The sequence below is a fragment of the Haloprofundus marisrubri genome (genome assembly GCF_001469955.1).
GTDB classification, from domain to species: domain Archaea; phylum Halobacteriota; class Halobacteria; order Halobacteriales; family Haloferacaceae; genus Haloprofundus; species Haloprofundus marisrubri.
In genome coordinates this window covers 398,675-415,684 of the sequence record NZ_LOPU01000016.1, presented here as the reverse complement: position 1 = coordinate 415,684, position 17,010 = coordinate 398,675, and the positions used below count along the sequence as shown (strand labels likewise).

Below are 17,010 nucleotides of genomic sequence, written 5' to 3'. Positions count from 1 at the left end.
CCCCCCCCCCCCTCTGTGAGTCTCCACTAACTTCGTCACGGACTCACTCTTCGAGGTACGTCTCTAACGGAAGTCGATCCAGACCGATGGTGTCGTAATCTTTCTCGCTAGAGAGTACTGTTCCGTCTCTCGTCGTAGCGATTCCTGCGTGGAGTGCATCGAACGGAGTCATCTGATACTCATCTAGAAACGCTGCTGCAGCGAGAACTGCGTCCTCGTGTTTGCTCGGTTGAATTGGAACTAACTCTAGAAGGTTGGAGATAGCTCGTGGTGCATCAATCTCATAGGCTGCCTGTTCACGGTCGTAGAAGAGGACCAGTATCTCTGCATACGCCAAAATCGAAGTGTGAATATCGTCACGGTCTTCGAGTGCGCGGAGTGCAGATTCACGAAGCCAGTCTTCCTCCTTGACTAAGGCTGTCAGAAAATCGGTCTCTACGTACACAGTTCAGTCCTCACGCTCAGATGAACGTTCGGCTGCCTCATCCTCAGCCTCTTGTGCGATTCGCTTTCGAGCGTCGGATTTCAGTTGGTCTGCATCATCCCCCTCGAAGGCGTCACCGACAGCCGCACGGAGTCCTTCCAGTGGGTCGTCGTCGACAGGGAACAACGCGATATGGCTCGGGAGTTCGACAATACGATACTTGTCTCCGAATCGTTTGCGAACGTCCTTCGGGAGGTAGATACGTCCGCGCTCGTCAGTAGATTTCGACATAGGTGGTATGACTAGCACGTAATACGGGAATTTTCTAAAATCTTCCCACTGAGTTGGCTGACACCGTGAACCGAGGTTAGTCACTTAACTCGCCCACACTGCTCTGCGCCAATCGACGCCGATCGAGCATCTCTCCACAGTGCTCACACGAGCGAATGTACCAGCCTCCGGTGAGGTGGATTTCTCGGTCGGCGGTTGGATGGTCACACGATACTGGAACTGATACTGTAGGTCGTCGACCAAACGAGCGAAGACTACGAATCCAGAGACGAACGATACGATTGTCGAACGGCGAAAGCTGACGCATTGATTTGCCCTCCGCCCATCAGGGGGCCAGATAAACTCGCTATCGCAAATGTCGAATCAAGAATCAGATTACGTGGGAACTACAAACAACAGTAGTCGGAATTACTGTTGAGCGATGCTACGAAACTGTCGACGCATGTGCGAATCGATTGGGATCTGCGCACACTGCTCATCAAGACCAACAGACTGCAGGAGAAGACTTGCCTCGTCAAGCAGTGAGAGTTGAAGATATGTTCCCTCTCGGTAGCCGTCGCTGGTTCGAGTCATATCGATGATTTTCAGCGTTTCATACTCTCGAAGTTGGTCGGTGATTCGTTTCTGTCCAAGTACAGTCATCCCGATCGCTTCAGCGAAGTCACGGTAGACGCGATACATCTGTGTCGCCTTGAAATGCGAATGCTCTGTAAACTCGTCGAGGGCAGCCAGAGCGGCGATTGCGACCTTCGCCTGCGTTGGACACCCGCGAATTAGATCTTGAATACGCGTCACTTCAGCGTCGTCGTTAGCCGCGTGGACATGCTCTTCGCGGACTTGGTCGGCGTCATCATCACGAGCGACTTCACCAGCCAACCGAAAGAGATCAAGGCCACGTCGTGCATCGCCGTGTTCTTGGGCAGAGAACGCTGAACAAAGTGGGATGACGGCGTCTGAGAGCACCCCGTCGCGGTAGGCGTCACGTCGTCGGTCGAGTATGTCGCCCAGTTGGTTTGCGTCGTATGCGGGGAATACGATTTCATCAGGTGCGAACGAACTCTCGACACGGGTGTCAAGTCGGTCCCCGTATTTGAGGTCGTTACTGATACCGACGACAGTGATGCTGGCCTCAACGTCGTTTTCTTCGCCTGCTCGTGAGAGTTGCATGAGCAGTTTGCTGTCATCAGCTTCCTCTGGAGGGATGTTTTTCCCGTCATCGGACGGTGCAAGACGATCGATTTCGTCTAGAACAACGATAACAGCATCATACAGGGCGTCGATGACGCTCCACAAACGGTCGTAGTACGCTCCTGTAGCGATTCCCGAGTGGGGGATCTTGATTCCAGTTTCTGTGGGGTCGTTAAGGCTCCTTGCGAGATGAATGACTGTCTGAACCTCAGAACGACGCTGAGCACAGTCGATGACTGCACGTCCGATCCGAACATCGTTGTTGGCAGCACGGTCCTCAACCTCGCGACTCACGTACCGAGTCACAAGCGTCTTTCCCGACCCAGATTTGCCTAAGAGGAGAGTTCCTTTCCCAGACCCACCGGTGATTGTTGGTTTGAGTCGACGAGCAACTGTCTCGATCTGACTGTTACGACCGACGATTTTGTCGTGATCTGGGATATGGTCGATACGTAGCAGGTCTTCGTTAGCAAAAATCGGGTCTTCTTCGTCGAGGACAGAGAGTGGATCATCACGAGCGGTAGAACGAGAGTGCGCAACAGCCCCATGCTCGGCCGCGTACTCACCGAGTGTCGACGGCTGTTCCGTCTGTGAAACCATATACCGAATTTCAAATGAATTCGACTTAGGTCTTTCTTGTTCAGCTGAATAGACCAGTGAAAGACGTATCCAGAGGCCACACAGATGTCTACGATCTCTGTTGTCGGTGATGGTGTAGTGTTGAATACCTGCTTGGGCCACAACACCACATTTCAATTGAATTCCTCTCGAAACACGTCTTCAACGAGTGAACTCACCACTACAGGGCTAACCAAATGTTTGGCTCTCTTGTTGCTACGAAATGAGCAGGACACACCCACACCGGATTTCAGATGAATTCAGAGCATAGAGAATAACAGAAGATTCCTGCGTTCACGTGCATGGTCTCTCTGTGGTGGCCAGATACTCTATAGACGGGCTGTTAGCCAGAAATCATCTGAAAGATGGTGTTCTGTAGATTATGCAATGAGAAGTTTTTCAGAATCTCGAATCTACCTCGAACAGAGTATATAAAGGTACACCAGAAAAATCAGTGAGTGCAGATCACCCTCCTTCTTACGGCCAGAGGAGTGGTCCTAGTGGGGCTTGATCTGTATTATATTTCCTACTCCACAAGATACTATACTGCAAACGAATCGTCGAACTCAAGCTCTCTAAAAACACGTGAATAGCCCGCAGCAGTATGCGTTGTACGCGTGAGTTCGGTCTTCGGCATCAAACAGACCACCGTTGGGAATCTAACCCGCCTACTTGTTCGGAGGAGAATTCATTCGAAATGTGGTGTGGGGGTCTGCTCTATCTGACTCTGAAGACGGAAATGTACACCCAGACGTCTACTCACTCTTAGCACCAGCGCGTTGCTGGCGAGCGCGTTCATAGCGCGTGCGTTCCTCACGAGCGGTCGCCCAGTCACCGAGATCACTATAGATGTCGTCGATTGTCCGGTTGTCACTCGCTTCTGCAGTAGCGACAGCGTCGACAGCCGCAGGCATCGCAGCGTCGTATGTGTCTTCGTATTCTTCGATACGCGTGGTCAGCTCTTGGACTCGCTGCTGGAGTTCCTCAATAGAGTACTCGGCTGCGAGCCGGTTGATTCGCCGCCACTCGAAGTACGCGTTGTTACGCTCGTAGGTGGTCGGGTGACCGTCGTGAGGCGTGACAATCCCAAGGTCAGCAAACCAACTCAGGTACTTCCGGGCAGTCTTCGGGTCACAATCGACTTGCTTGGCGATAGCACTCGCGGCTGTCGGCTCGCGTGTCTGGAGGATTGTTCCGTAGATGCGCTGTTCGACGTCCTCGCCACGAAACGGGTCCTCAAAGGGTGGGGGGCCGTCTGGGAATTCTGTATTAGACATAAGTCGATCTTGCGCGGTTACGGATATAGTTCTTGCTTCGAGGAATAATTTCCTATATGGTTGACTGCTAGTTAGCTGTATACTGCATTTCCTCTGAAGCACGGTCGTCACGAGTCGCACTGTTCTGACGCCAGTCGACGCCGATCCAATACTTCTCCACAGTGCTCGCAGGAACGGATGTACCAACCACCCGTGAGGTGGGTTTCTCGGTCAGCGGTTGGATGTTCACACCGAACTGGAACAGGTGCTATAGGCTGTCGCCCAAACGCGCGAAGACTCCGAATCCAGAGACAAGCGATACGACTGTCGGACTGTGAAAGCAGACTCATTGAATTGCCCTCCGCCCATCAGGGGGCCGATAAACTCGCTGTCGCACACACCACTCAAACCCGGTACAGACACTCGACCATCCTCCCGACAGGGCGGGAATGAACGGGGCCGGCGTCGTCGCGGTCCCCCGACGATGTAAGCACCGAGCGGAGTGAGGCGCGCAGCGAGTCGCGGGGCTCGACGACGCCGGGGGCGTTCGAAGACAGGAGCATTTATGACTGATTCTTTACTCACCAAAAACTACGCAGAAACAGACTTTCAGACACTCCTAGCAACCAACAATGGCCACCGACGATATTTCTACTAACAGTTCTGACACCGATACCGACGACCAATCATCCGAATACATCGAGATCACACCGAGTGACGACACAGTCGACCCAGACACTGTCGCAAGACACTGGAAGCGCCTCCACAATCTCGAATACAACGTCGACGGAAACTGGCTCACCACGCTCTTCAACAACACCCACAAACCCACGCTCGAATGGTTGCTCGTCAGTGATGGTGGAAGCGACTCAAGCGTCACCTACTACGTCGGCGTAACCACAGAAACCCAATCGACCGAAACCACAGACTCACTCCTGACGCAACTCGAACGGATTCTCCGTGGGCTGTTTCCAGAGACCTACGAGTTCAAGCGAACACAACTCGTCGAGCACCCACTCGACCAACCTACCGAACCAGAAGCGTGCGCTGCAGTCGAGTTTTGCGGCGACGTCGACCGCTACGACGACTGGCAGACACAGCTGACACATCTTGCAGACTTTTCGGACGACGACACGGCCCGCGTCCCGCTCGCCGCCGTCGTCGAAACAATAGCTAATCAACCGCTTCCGGTCGTCTACCAAGCACTCGTCTATCCGTATCGTGACTGGCGTGGTGACGCCAGCTATCGCAAACACCAACTCAAGAACGGAGAGGACACGGCCACACAACGGGCTGCTGCGACGCTGTTCGGGCCAACGACAACGGAGACTCCAGAGAACACGCAGATTCCCGATAGCGCAAAACCTCGCCTCGAAGAGATCGACGCCCGAGACGCTCGCCATACGTTCGTCGTGAACGCCCGCGCCGTCACCACCGACCCGGCCACCGTCGCGGATGAAAACTCCTCGAAACCTAGTTCACCAACTCCTAAAACCGTCGCTCAAGAACTCAGTACGACACTGAGTGACGTGGGCCACACGAACTACGATATCACGGGTGTGGTCCGAACACCCGACTCGAAACGAACCCCGAGAGACGTACTCGACGACGTCCGAACCCAAACAGTCCACCAGCCCGACTACGACACACTCAGAACCAGACTCCCGTGGACGCCGACGCGCTCGAAAGCAATCATCGCTGACCCACAGGAACTTGGCAACTTCACTGTCCTCGATGGTTCGGCACTCACCACTGCAGCAAAACGCGCCATCGACCCAACACTCGGTGAACGCACCGCCCAACCACGACCGCCAGCAAGCGAACTCACACACTACCACGGAGCAGGTCTCACACTCGGCCACCCGCTCACCCAAGACGGCACCCCCGACGATGACGCACTCGTCCTCCCACCCTCACTCCAACCACTCCATCTCGCATGGTTCGGGAGAACTGGCTCAGGCAAATCGACCTCGCTCATCAACGCGATGCTCACGAACCACGACGCCACAGATGGCGCGGACATCCTTATCGACCCGAAAGGCGATGGGATGCCCGTCGAGTATCTGCGAGCGCACTACGCCGAATACGGCACCCTCGAAAACGTCTACTACTTCGATTGTGCGAACGTCCTCCCCGCGCTCTCGTTTTTCGATATTCGAGATCAACTCGACGCAGGCATCGACCGGACGACGGCCGTCGAAGACGTCGTCGACCACTATATCGAAATTCTGCAGGGTATCATGGGTAGAGATCGCTTCGAGCAAGCGGTCCGCTCACCCGACATCATCCGATATCTCGTCAAAGCACTGTTCGACCCCGTGCATGGTTCGGATGCCTTCAGCCACCGGGAGTTCCAGCACATCACGGGACGGATGCACCAGACACGCGACGCCCCACCAGTGAGCGACCCTGACCTCCAAGGAATGCTCGCTGGCGTCGCGTCCAACAGCCAACGGTCGTTCGACGAACTGATGCAGGGGGTTGCAAACCGTATCGAGAAGGTTCCAATCGACGACCGTCTTGGGCGACTGTTCAACCACGTTCCCGAGGACGACATGGACCCCGAACTCGATTTTCGAAAACTCATCGACGAAGACGCAGTCATCCTCATCGACACAGGCGGGCTCAGACCGGAGAGTCGCCGTGCCATCACGCTTGTGCTCCTCTCGAAACTCTGGAGTGCACTGCAGCGTCGCACCCGAGAATCAGACTCGAAAGAGCATCCACTGGTCAATCTCTATCTCGAAGAGGCATCTCAGGTTGCGGCCACTGGCCTGATGACTGATCTACTCGCCCAATCACGGTCGTTCGGCCTCTCAGTCACGCTTTCGATGCAGTTCCCCGCCCAACTCCGAGAACGATCACGCGAAGCCTACGCGGAGTTGTTGAACAACGTCTCCACGATCGTCACAGGGAACGTCGCCGTCGACCGTGACCTCGCTCGTCGACTCGCTACCGCGGACATGGACGCAAAAGACGTTGGCAATCGACTTCGAGCACTCCGTCGTGGCCAGTGGCTCGTCAGTCTCCCCGCGCCGTTCAACGAATCCGAACCGCGGCCGTTCCTCGTCGGGTCGGCCCCACTCCCACCAGGTCACCCAGACGGAGACGACCCACTCAGACACGCAGGCCAGACGGCGTTCGATGCGGCCTTCGATGTTGTGCGTGACCGGACGCGTCTCGACTACGGTCTCGAACTTTCTGCACCCGAAGGACGCTCCAGCACGAATCTCACTACTGGCGAGTTCGACGGCTCGAATCCACCACTGGATACGGCGTTCCCACTCACGAATCGTCTACCCGACGCGATTACGTACGATATCGGCGCACATGCCCTTGTCTGTGAGAACTGTGAGACGAGATACGACCCAACCCAGAACGGAATCCTTCGGGGGATTCAGTGCTGTCACTCACTCGCTGAGATCGACCGCGACGATATCCCTGTCTGTGATGTGAACCTCAAACTCTCGACTGCAGAGCGCCGCCAAAGCGAGTACACAGATCGCCAACTCGCGTTCCTCCAGGTCGTCTACAATGCTCACCAGAAGCGTTACGACACCGAGTGGGAGTACGATATCACCCGCGACAGCATGGTTCGTCTCATCGAATACGCGGGCATCGAACGTGACGCCGTCGACGAACTCATCGACGAGGGACTGCTCAACGAGGACTGCAGCCACCCCTACAAGCTCTACACAGTCACACCGAAGGGTCGAGCCGAAATTCAGGTCGGCCATCGTGAAGGGATTGCTCACGGCGATGGACGCGGTGACCTCAGCGAATCGAGTCTCCACGTGGCGATGGTCGAAGTGGGACGACAGTATCTCGAACAGGCGTTCGTCGAGAATCCAGAGTCCGAAGCCGCAGAGGTCGTCACCTACTACAGCGACGAGAACGACGACCATCGTCTCGACGCTGTCTGTCTCGACGAGAATGGAAAAGTCGTCGTCACGCTCGAAGCCGAACGCATCAACAACGACCGACGTCGCGCTATCCCTGAAGACTTCGACAAGATGGCAGCGTTCGACCCTGAAGCGGCGATTTGGATTGTTCGGACGCGAGACGATGCTCACGATGTCGTCGAGATGCTCAATGACCCGCCTGAGGGCGACCCACGTGTCGAGAAGACCTACAGTCGGAATTCGCCGCCACAGCGGTTCAGCATTGATCGACCAGGATTAACCGAGATTGGGACGATGCGATACATTCGGGATACGTTGCTTCAGTAGGGTCCAGAAACAAATCACCCGTGTGTGAAATTAATCGGTGTTTACATTCCCCAAAGGGCATCACCAATTATCTCTTCAGGGGTTCTTTCAGAGTTATTGAGACCAGAGGCACCAGATGAACCCGAACTACTCGAAGACTCAGAGTCAGATTCCCAAAATCCACGCAAGTCTTCCAGCTTCTTGTCTCGCAGAAGAGGAGAATCAAACGTTTCTAATATCTCTACGAGGGTTTCCATCTGAGCAATCGTCATCCAAGCGTCAGCTACTATTCTTTGTTGCTCTGCAGTATACTCGTCCAGTCGTTGCCAGGCTGCTTTACCCTTAGAACCCACACCCCAAGTTTCGAGAAGTGACCACGAGTTTACATCCCGCCACCTCTCAAAGTGGACATCATTATACTCCGTTTCGAGAGAAGAAAGACCATGCCAACCCTCTTCATATGCCTCCTCAAAGGTAATCTTGCTAAGGGTGCTTTCACCGAGTAATAAGTGACACATAGAAGCTAAACAGAGAGCATCGACTGTGGTTACAATAGATTCTTGGCCCGATGCCCGAGTAAACATCCATATTGCATTCCGAAGGTTGTCTTCACGCTCAGGAGAACCCCACTCCAACCGCAACGCCTTCTTGAGGTAACGGTGGCCGGTGTTGTATGGTCCATGTTTTACGGCAACCAGGTCCTGCCGAATGCCGGCTAATTCAGACTCTATCCGACGGATCCCATTGATCACCTCTGGATCGGTCGTGTGGACATCGATTAGAGCTATTCCCATGTCGGCAGGAAGGCTATCCTCACCGAAGTACTGCTTGGCAAAGTAGGTAAGAGTCGTTGAGGCAGCTATCCACGCAACTCTACTCATGAGAACTCATACAATGTTATCTGACATCAACGATGCTGGCGATGAAGCAGAATCTCGCAGTAGCTATCCTGACGTCGTGATTAGCTTAACCAGAGGATTTGAGTAGGATTCATGGAGTAGCCTATCGATTTTCGACAGAGACAACTCTACTGTTCAGTGAAAACACTCAGCACCAATTTTAGAAGAATCCAGTAACAGACTAATTCCACGGCAGAACTGACTGGAAAACGGCAAAGAAACTCTCTGAGGTGCCAGTACTGCTTTCGGTCTCCTGTTCGAGTGCTCGTCGACGAGAGCGCTCGGCTTCGAGTTCCGTCTCCAAGGTCTCGATCTCACCACGAAGCCGTTGAACCACCTGCTCTAGCTCTGTAATCGTCTCCAGTCGGGCTTGCTCACGCTCTCGAACGTTTTCGAGATGTGTCGAGCTAGCTGGACTCTTCGATACTGCCCCAGCGTTTTGATTGCCGTTGGGAGATGGTGACGACGTAGTGGCGGTCTCCGTCGACTGCAACTCCGATTGTTCGGTAGTCGTTTGCGGACTGTAGAACTCACTTGTCCCTGAAACCGCTCGCTCGACTGTTTTCTTACCGTACGTACTGCCGTCGGCGAAGTGCCGTTCGTCCCACTTCTCGCGCATCAATCCAGAGTCGCGGAACAGTCGGTCGACACGGTGCTCGTCACCACCGGTCCAGAAAGCAAGCAGCGAACACAGCGCGAAATCCGCCTCCGACTGGCTCTCATATCCGCTCGTGTCCCCACGCCAGAGCCGACCGAATTTTTCGCCGTTTCCAGCACTCCGTGCTTTCTGGAGCAGTGTTTCGTCGTCCAAATCGATCACTGAGCCGGATGGCGATGATAGGGTTGAGCTAGCTGAATCATCACTCCCGCTCTCAGAGCGCTTCACAGCCTCACTGTCGTCGTCTTGATTCTGCGTGTCTGAATGGTCGTCTTCAGCAGAAGATATCGTTGTCGACCCCACGTACGCTTCGTGGACTACGCTGAGTTCCTCATCTCGTTCACAGACTTCGGTTGGAGTTTCCTCGACGTGGTCGCCAGTGACGGTGAAAAAGCGTGCATTCTCGTACAGTTCGACGTCTCCCGATCGGTTTCTGTCACCAGGCAGTTTGCCGTGGACGATCACGTGATAGCCTGTTCCTGAGGGGCTGACTTCGGTGTACGAGTCGAGTGTGTCGACGATCTCGGTTGCCCACCCAGTCGCCTCTCCGGTTTCGGAGTCACGGCAGTCGTCAAGGTCGACACCGACGAGTGAATCTGCTGCGGTGAATACGAACCCAAGTCCGTATCCAGATTTTTCTGTCGCTGTTTCGTGAGCCACGTCGAACGAGGCCCACGTGTCGGGGTCAGTCGTTGACGCGTAGCGTTTCGTTTCGGGATTGACTGGGATTTTCGTTGGCTTCCCGCTGCGACTCTCCTCGCGCCAGCACACCCATTGGTCACGAGCGACGAGCGCTTCGGGGAGCCCTGCCCGGCTTGGTAACTCCACTGTCGTCATCTCTGTTCACTCGATGCAGATAGCAACCGACGCAATGAGCACTTCGAATTCGACTATAGATGATGTTTTGAAAACGGCCGGTACACTTGTGTTTCCATGTCGAATTCATGGTTTCCGGGCCAGTTCGAAGCTAGTTATTGATAGGTTTAGTGGCTGTACAGCGAGACGTCCATCCGGAATATAGTGGTCTAAACAGTGTGTACAGGATAGGTTGTCGACGAAGAGCCACAGGTGGACTGAGCGAAGCTACGTTGGAAAGATAGATCGTTGCACAGAGAGTCTCTGAGTCACGTTTTGTGCGCTGTTTAATAATCGATGAATGGAACAAATTTGGCTATTGGCAGACTCACCAAACCGCAGTACGTGATGGATTTGTACGCCGATAACAGTGGGTCAAAACAGACGATGATGCGATACCAAGGCAAACGTATTGAGACGCTTTTTCGACCATTAGCAGCATCTAGAAGCTCTGAAAGCGGTGTTTCTGAGTTAATAAGTGAGGTCTGACGGCGATGTCCTTGGAGAGTTGTTCTTCCATGAAATCATGGGCGAGAGGCCATTTGTATGGAGAATTCGAGTTCGACAGAATCGAGACGATTGTCGCACAATACAGTGTTGACTCGTCAATCGGTGTTGTCAACAAAATCGGCGTAGAGAGTCTCTGGTCGCAATCTCGACGAAGCGTTTCTTCGACGGCAGTTGTGTGGACTAACTCAGACTGAGTCAGAACAATCTACCCTGTACACATTGGGTGCATAGCAATGTTTCCGGATACTGAGTGATTGTACATCTCGTCGTGGTTGTCCAAGACTCCCAGTCAGACAGAGACCCACGCGGCTAGGTTTCCTCACACTTCCCAGCAATGTGGCTCGGCAATCCGCCCTTTTTGACTTCCGCTCCGCAGAACGGGCAGTCCTGTGTCTGACCACCGAATCCAGTCGGCCCGCGGGAGCTGACATCTTCGTAGTAGTCGTCAAGCACGTCGCTCGAAAGTTTCGACCACGAGCGACCCATCTGACCGAGTAATTGCGTGAGCGCACGGCGATTTATTGCTTCCACCAACTGTGAATTCTCATCGAGAAACTCACGGAGGACGGTTTCACGGTCGTGATCTTCGAGATAAGCGACTTTGGTGACAACACCGTTGAACGCCTGGGTCCCACCTCGACCTCTCCCCACAGCAAAAAATCGGAGTCCAGCTTCTCGATGCCGAATTCGTGGGGTTGTCGGCAACTCATTTTCTGGTGACGGACCATGCTCCTGAAGATAGGCGATATTGTAGATCGGGCGGGTAGGCATGATAGGGGTTCGAGGAATCGCCTGTGTTACTTTTTCGCTTTGGTGATCGTATCTCGTCTGTCTCTTGTGCCGAGTCTTGGGGTCCAACTTCTGTGTTCGGCACTGTCTACGAGTTACTGGCTTCGGTGGCACTCACGACAGTCATATCTCCGAAAGAGGCGCTTTGAAAGTTTATCTACGGGCACAAGGAGTGCCCCGTATGATAACAGAATCTGAAAATGGAGATACGTCCAAATGGTACAGCAAAATTGGAGGACAACTTACAGAAGGTGGCCTCAGCGGAGACACAGAGATTATGACGGTACGCGGTCCCGTCGCGGTATCGAAACTCTCACAGAATGATTTGGTGTATGCATTAGACCCGACCACCCAGATTATCAAGACGAAGCCAGTCACAGCGATTCAGACCGTCAGTGGTGAGTCAGAGGTTATCGAGATAGATACGAAGCGGTCAAATCTTCGAGTTGCCGCAAAACAGCGAATTCCGTTTCAGACAAAAGATATCTCAACACCACGGATTGAGACTGCAGAGAATCTCAGAGAATGGCAGTACTTCAAATTCGTCAAAGAGTGGAATCGAGTGCCTCGAAAACGGGTCGAACAGTTCGATATCACTCGGTTCTTAGATGACTACGAAATCTGCGCGACAGCCGAAGTCCACGGCCACACCTTTCGTGCCTCTCTCCCTGACGGATGTGAACCCCAGTGGAACAACAGTCACACCGGATACTGTTTCACGCCGACTGTGTTTGAGCAGTACCAATCCGAAATCGAGGCCACTGCCGATACAGCGCTAATTCGGGGAGGACCGAATCAGCGTGGTCGTCCATATCTGTTCGACGGTGACGATTTCATTGCGTTTATCGGGTGGTTCGTGACTGAGGGCAGTGTTTACTGGCCACCTGACAAGAACACCGCACAGGTGCAGATCGCTCAGGAAATCGACTCTCACCGAAGGTCAATTGCAACACTTCTTGAGCGAATGAACCTGGACTTCCATTCTAATGAGCGTCGGTATGAGATGGGTTCTGAGGTGTTCGGGCGACTCTTGGTGAGCCTCTGTGGTGAAAAGAGTGCCAATAAACGACTCCCCGAATTCGTGTGGAATCTTGCGAGAGATCAACTTGAGCTACTCCTCGAAGTACTACTTTCTGGGGACGGGAACGATCGTCGGACGTACTACACAGCAAGTGAGCGACTTGCGAGTGACGTTCTTCGATTGGCACTTGAGTTGGGCTACAAGCCACGCTACACACGCCGCCGAGGTGTTTGGCAGATCTATATTCGAGAGGTCTTCGACGGCGTACAGCCGAAGGAACACATGTCTCGGAAAACGACGACAGAGAATTTGTATCGACTCACCGTTGCGGATTACAGTGTGGTCATGGCTGGTCGGAATGGGAAGTTCCAGTGGGTCGGCGTTAGCAATGTTTCCTGACTGACTCACGCCGCGGTCATCGCCGTCGCACTCGTCCCGATGGCGTTGGCGTACCACCAACTCGGCTACCACGAGGACGTGAGTGCCAGTGCCGAACCGACTGCCAACGGCGAGAACGTCGCGCGGACACTCGACAGAGCGGTCCACGCGTCCGCAACCCGCCACGACGGCGAATACTCGTGGGGCGACCGCGAGGCTGCCGTCGCCGCTTTCGAGGAGACGTTCGCCGGCTACGTCGACGAAATCGAGTCTTCACGGGTCGAACGCGGTGTGGTCTACCGTGTTGACGAGAACGGGACGGCCGCACGGCGGTGGGCCGAAACAGAGTGCCCGACCGGACCGAACCGCGAGTTCGGCCCCTGCGAGTCGTTCGGCGGCGTCGTCGTCCAAGAACGGGCCGGAGAGACGGCCGTCGTCGCCGTCGCCACCGACGTACGAGTGACGACGGACCGTGGGGTGCGGTGGGTAACCCGCGTGCGACGTGTTTGAGGTGACGACAGTAACCTCCCGGAGTCGGAGTGGCGACCACAGGGCCTCCAACGGCCGAATAATGTCTGATTTTTAAATTAGATTCCACGGGAAGTGGTTCGATACCCTGCTCAACGATACAGCGGTCACGAACGTCTCTTTGTGTCACAAATTTATCTAAACCGAGTGGGAGTTCGCGCGTAGCGCCGATTCATCGCGGAACAGACGATGACGTTCGGGTGGTTTCTTGTCGGATATTAGCCACATCTGCCAAGTACGGAAGAGAGACCGCAGCGTGTGAGTGTTTCAACTAGAAATCAGGTGTTTTGGGATTGGCCTCAGGAGCCTCACATACTATGAACGGCATAACAATAGCCATGTCTGATATCAGACACTTGGGAGGAAACAGATGGATGGGAGATATATCGAGAACAATCATTCAGAGACGCTATCACCGTCGCTACGCCGTACGTACGCTCTCGGAGTCGTAATCGGAGAGGACGAGGAGCAGCATCTTCTTCAGATTCTTGCTCACGCTGCACAGTACGGTTGTCCACTGTTCTCGGTCGAACGTGACGGGTCGATACTGCACGCGGACAGAACCGCCGACGGCCGGATGGAGATACATCAACACACCGGAGCGCCGGTCGACGAGACAGAGACGGCACGCGAAACGCTCGTCGAACTCGCGCGCACGAACGGTTTGGACGGACTCGTCGTTCAGACGGACCCGACGGAGCGAATCGACCTCGACGCGAGTTTCGGTGCACTCGAAGCCGAAGACGAGTTCGTCGTCGAAGCCCGCTCGGAGACAACGAAGTTCAACCGGGTCGAAGCGCCCGTCATCGTCGGCATTCCCGCATACAACGAGGAACGAGCGGTCGGAACCGTCGTCGCCGAAGCCAAGGAGTACGCCGACGTGGTCGTCGTCGTCGACGACGGCAGCGACGACGACACTGCCAGACGGGCCGCCGAGGCCGGTGCAGTCGTCGTCGAACACACGGAAAATCGCGGGTACGGGGCGGCGCTCCGGACACTGTTCCGTGAGGGACACCAGCGAAACGCGTCGAGTCTCGTCGTCATCGATGCCGACGGTCAACACAATCCGAGCGACATCCGACGACTGCTCCGGCGACAGGAGGAGTGCAGCGCCGACATCATCATCGGAAGCCGCTTCACCGGCACCGTCACGAGCGACATCCCGCTGTATCGTCGCTTCGGCATCTGGACGATCAACGTCCTTACCAACGCCGGTCTCGGGGGGTTCCGGAAATCCAGCCGCATCAGCGACACACAGAGCGGCTTTCGGGCGTACGGCCCGAGAGCTATCGACTCGCTCGCCGAAGACGAGACGCTCGGGTCGAACATGCGGGCGAGTACGGACATCCTGTTTCACGCGCGCAACCGGGGCTTCGAAATCGACGAAGTGGGGATTCGCGTCCGCTACGACCTCGAAAACACCTACACGGAGAACCCGGTTACGCACGGCTACTCGGTTGTCAACGGCGTGCTTCGGCTCATCGAACGGGACCGACCGCTGACGACACTCGGCGTTCCCGGATTCGTCAGCGCCTTTGCTGGGTTGAGTCTCGGATACTGGTCGGTGTTCGACTACGGTCAGTCGGGACAGTTCCCGGTGGAAGCCGTCCTCGCTTCGCTGCTGTTGTTGCTCGTCGGCTTCGTCGCCAGTGTCGTCGCAGTCGTCCACCAGTCGCTTCGGGAGGCCGACATCAGATGAGCCGCGAGAACCGAGATGACGCCGAGAACAACAGCAACCAGCCGTCGAGAACGGCCCGTCTCCGGGGATGGCTCGTCGGGGTGGCGAACTCGGTCTCGGTAACGAACGTCGTTCTGGCCGCGGCATTGGTGTTCTCGGTTGGAACGGTGGCGTACAGCGTCAGTACGGACGCCCAAGGCGAGCAGTACACCGAACTGTACGTTCTCAACGCCAGTGAGAGCGGTCAACCCGACGCCTCCACGTACCCCGACGAACTCGTCGTGGGCGAACCGACGCGACTGCTCGCAGGAGTCGAAAACCACGAGGGGACAGCGCAGGCGTACACGCTCGTCGTTCAACTCCAACGAGTCGACGCCGGTACCGACTCCGAATCGGAACCGACCGTGGTCGAGAGCCAGCGGGTTGCTCGCATCAACCGGAGTCTCGATTCCGGTGAACAGTGGCAGATTCCGCACCGTGTCGTTCCCGACGAACGCGTTAGCGGCGAGAGAGTCAGACTCACGTATCTGCTCTACCGCGGCGACGCGCCACAGCAACCGACCGTCGAGAACGCGTACCGGACGACGTACATCTGGGTGAGTGTGGCCGATGAGTGACCGACAGCATCCCGTGGCTTCCCGTCGAGCCGTCGGCAACACGGTGACGCGAGCCACGGTGACGACACCATCCGGAGGTGTCTCCGAGCGGATTCGGAAGCCGAGAACCCGACCGATGCAGTCGTCTCAGCGTCAGGCGACCAGAGTGACAGAAAAACAGCAACTGGACACTGCGAGACGGATTCACCGATGAACACACACACTCGTCCGACGAACATCCTCAGCTTCGACGTCGAGCACTGGTACTCCGCGACGTTGCTGTGCGACAGCGTCGAAGAGTCGGTAGACCGAATACACGAGTCGACGGACCTCGTCCTCGATATCCTCCGGAGACACGACGTCGCGGCGACGTTCTTTGTCGTCGGCGAACTCGCCGAGACACATCCGGGACTCGTCAGAAAGATAGCGAACGAGGGACACGAAATCGCGTCGCACGGCCAGACACACACGCCGATTTTCGACCTCAATCCGGGGTCGTTCGAGGGCGAACTCTCGGCGTCGGCGGATGCGTTGGAGTGGGCTTGTGGTGAGCGACCTGTCGGATTCCGTGCGCCGAACTTCTCGGTGACCCGCGGGACCGAGTGGGCGCTCGACGTGCTCAAATCGAGCGATTACGTCTACGATTCGAGTATCTTCCCGATGAGAACGCCGATGTACGGCGTCTCGAAAGGCTCACTGCGACCGTACCTCGTCAGTCCGGACCGACCGTTCGAACCGACGACGGACACGACGACGGCGGAGAGTCGTCTCGTAGAGTACCCCGTGGCAGTCACCGACACGCCGCTTCGGTTGCCCGTTGCCGGGGGGTTCTACGCACGACTGCTCCCGATAGAACTGCTCGAGTGGGGAATTCGGCGACTCAACCGGCGTGGTATCCCGGCGACGGTGTACTTCCACCCGTGGGAGTTCAACCCCAACGTGCCGATACCTACCCCCTCGTTTACGAACCGTTTCATCAGCTTCCACGGCATCGACCGCACCGCCGCGAAACTGGAGCGACTGCTCCAGACGTTCGAGTTCGGAACGCACGCGTCCGACCTCGCCACCCGAGGTTGGCGCGAACTGACCCCAGAACTACCGACGAGTGAGTAA

At 55.6% G+C, this 17,010-nt stretch carries 13 protein-coding genes; 6 read left to right on the top strand and 7 right to left on the bottom strand.

What is annotated here, in order from left to right; genetic code table 11:
• Positions 1–43 precede the first annotated feature (43 nt).
• The 4 genes from AUR64_RS05065 to AUR64_RS05050 form a co-directional block, all read right to left on the bottom strand.
• Positions 44–445: a PIN domain-containing protein gene (locus AUR64_RS05065; protein WP_058580836.1), complete on the bottom strand. Its 402-nt coding sequence runs from the start codon at positions 443–445 to the stop codon at positions 44–46.
• 3 nt (positions 446–448) lie between these two features.
• Positions 449–715 (bottom strand): AbrB/MazE/SpoVT family DNA-binding domain-containing protein, encoded by a 267-nt coding sequence (locus AUR64_RS05060; RefSeq protein ID WP_058580835.1) that lies wholly within the window; start codon positions 713–715, stop codon positions 449–451.
• 408 nt (positions 716–1,123) lie between these two features.
• Positions 1,124–2,503, bottom strand: a complete 1,380-nt coding sequence (locus tag AUR64_RS05055; RefSeq protein WP_058580834.1) for an AAA family ATPase — start codon at positions 2,501–2,503, stop codon at positions 1,124–1,126.
• Between the two features lie 773 nt (positions 2,504–3,276).
• The gene (locus AUR64_RS05050) at positions 3,277–3,798 is read right to left on the bottom strand and encodes a DUF7342 family protein (protein WP_058580833.1); all 522 of its coding nucleotides are present in this window, start codon (positions 3,796–3,798) and stop codon (positions 3,277–3,279) included.
• 611 nt (positions 3,799–4,409) lie between these two features.
• Between AUR64_RS05050 and AUR64_RS05045 the strand changes: the two genes are divergently transcribed.
• Positions 4,410–8,006, top strand: a complete 3,597-nt coding sequence (locus AUR64_RS05045) for a type IV secretory system conjugative DNA transfer family protein (protein WP_058580832.1) — start codon at positions 4,410–4,412, stop codon at positions 8,004–8,006.
• 41 nt (positions 8,007–8,047) lie between these two features.
• Here the strand turns inward: AUR64_RS05045 and AUR64_RS05040 are convergent, their stop codons facing one another.
• The 3 genes from AUR64_RS05040 to AUR64_RS05030 form a co-directional block, all read right to left on the bottom strand.
• The gene (locus tag AUR64_RS05040) at positions 8,048–8,866 is read right to left on the bottom strand and encodes a hypothetical protein (RefSeq protein WP_058580831.1); all 819 of its coding nucleotides are present in this window, start codon (positions 8,864–8,866) and stop codon (positions 8,048–8,050) included.
• A 199-nt stretch (positions 8,867–9,065) separates the two neighbouring features.
• Positions 9,066–10,379 carry a phage NrS-1 polymerase family protein gene (locus tag AUR64_RS05035; RefSeq protein WP_058580830.1) on the bottom strand — a complete coding sequence of 438 codons (1,314 nt, stop codon included), beginning with the start codon at positions 10,377–10,379 and terminating at the stop codon, positions 9,066–9,068.
• Positions 10,380–11,216: 837 nt separating this feature from the next.
• Positions 11,217–11,678, bottom strand: coding sequence for a hypothetical protein (locus tag AUR64_RS05030; protein WP_155120527.1), 462 nt, complete (start codon positions 11,676–11,678; stop codon positions 11,217–11,219).
• A gap of 199 nt (positions 11,679–11,877) precedes the next feature.
• On the opposite strand from AUR64_RS05030, the gene AUR64_RS05025 reads away from it, so the two are divergent.
• The 5 genes from AUR64_RS05025 to AUR64_RS05005 all read left to right on the top strand — a co-directional run bounded on the left by AUR64_RS05025 (position 11,878) and on the right by AUR64_RS05005 (position 17,010).
• Complete coding sequence (locus AUR64_RS05025; RefSeq protein ID WP_058580828.1) at positions 11,878–13,116, top strand: hypothetical protein; 1,239 nt, start codon at positions 11,878–11,880, stop codon at positions 13,114–13,116.
• Positions 13,117–13,605, top strand: coding sequence for a DUF7261 family protein (locus tag AUR64_RS05020; RefSeq protein WP_058580827.1), 489 nt, complete (start codon positions 13,117–13,119; stop codon positions 13,603–13,605).
• Positions 13,606–13,993: 388 nt separating this feature from the next.
• On the top strand, positions 13,994–15,322 hold the full coding sequence (locus tag AUR64_RS05015; RefSeq protein ID WP_082230589.1) for a glycosyltransferase family 2 protein: 1,329 nt from the start codon (positions 13,994–13,996) through the stop codon (positions 15,320–15,322).
• The gene (locus AUR64_RS20865) at positions 15,319–15,918 is read left to right on the top strand and encodes a DUF1616 domain-containing protein (protein ID WP_058580825.1); all 600 of its coding nucleotides are present in this window, start codon (positions 15,319–15,321) and stop codon (positions 15,916–15,918) included. The genes AUR64_RS05015 and AUR64_RS20865 overlap by 4 nt, the downstream gene beginning before the upstream one ends.
• A 189-nt stretch (positions 15,919–16,107) precedes the next feature.
• On the top strand, positions 16,108–17,010 hold the full coding sequence (locus AUR64_RS05005) for a polysaccharide deacetylase family protein (protein ID WP_058580824.1): 903 nt from the start codon (positions 16,108–16,110) through the stop codon (positions 17,008–17,010).

Excerpts from the sequence above, each read along its gene's own strand:
- AUR64_RS05060 (WP_058580835.1), bottom strand. The coding sequence starts at position 715 with ATGTCGAAATCTACTGACGAGCGCGGACGTATCTACCTCCCGAAGGAC.
- AUR64_RS05055 (WP_058580834.1), bottom strand. The coding sequence starts at position 2,503 with ATGGTTTCACAGACGGAACAGCCGTCGACACTCGGTGAGTACGCGGCC.
- AUR64_RS05050 (WP_058580833.1), bottom strand. The coding sequence starts at position 3,798 with ATGTCTAATACAGAATTCCCAGACGGCCCCCCACCCTTTGAGGACCCG.
- AUR64_RS05045 (WP_058580832.1), top strand. The coding sequence starts at position 4,410 with ATGGCCACCGACGATATTTCTACTAACAGTTCTGACACCGATACCGAC.
- AUR64_RS05040 (WP_058580831.1), bottom strand. The coding sequence starts at position 8,866 with ATGAGTAGAGTTGCGTGGATAGCTGCCTCAACGACTCTTACCTACTTT.
- AUR64_RS05035 (WP_058580830.1), bottom strand. The coding sequence starts at position 10,379 with ATGACGACAGTGGAGTTACCAAGCCGGGCAGGGCTCCCCGAAGCGCTC.
- AUR64_RS05030 (WP_155120527.1), bottom strand. The coding sequence starts at position 11,678 with ATGCCTACCCGCCCGATCTACAATATCGCCTATCTTCAGGAGCATGGT.
- AUR64_RS05025 (WP_058580828.1), top strand. The coding sequence starts at position 11,878 with ATGATAACAGAATCTGAAAATGGAGATACGTCCAAATGGTACAGCAAA.
- AUR64_RS05015 (WP_082230589.1), top strand. The coding sequence starts at position 13,994 with ATGGATGGGAGATATATCGAGAACAATCATTCAGAGACGCTATCACCG.
- AUR64_RS20865 (WP_058580825.1), top strand. The coding sequence starts at position 15,319 with ATGAGCCGCGAGAACCGAGATGACGCCGAGAACAACAGCAACCAGCCG.
- AUR64_RS05005 (WP_058580824.1), top strand. The coding sequence starts at position 16,108 with ATGAACACACACACTCGTCCGACGAACATCCTCAGCTTCGACGTCGAG.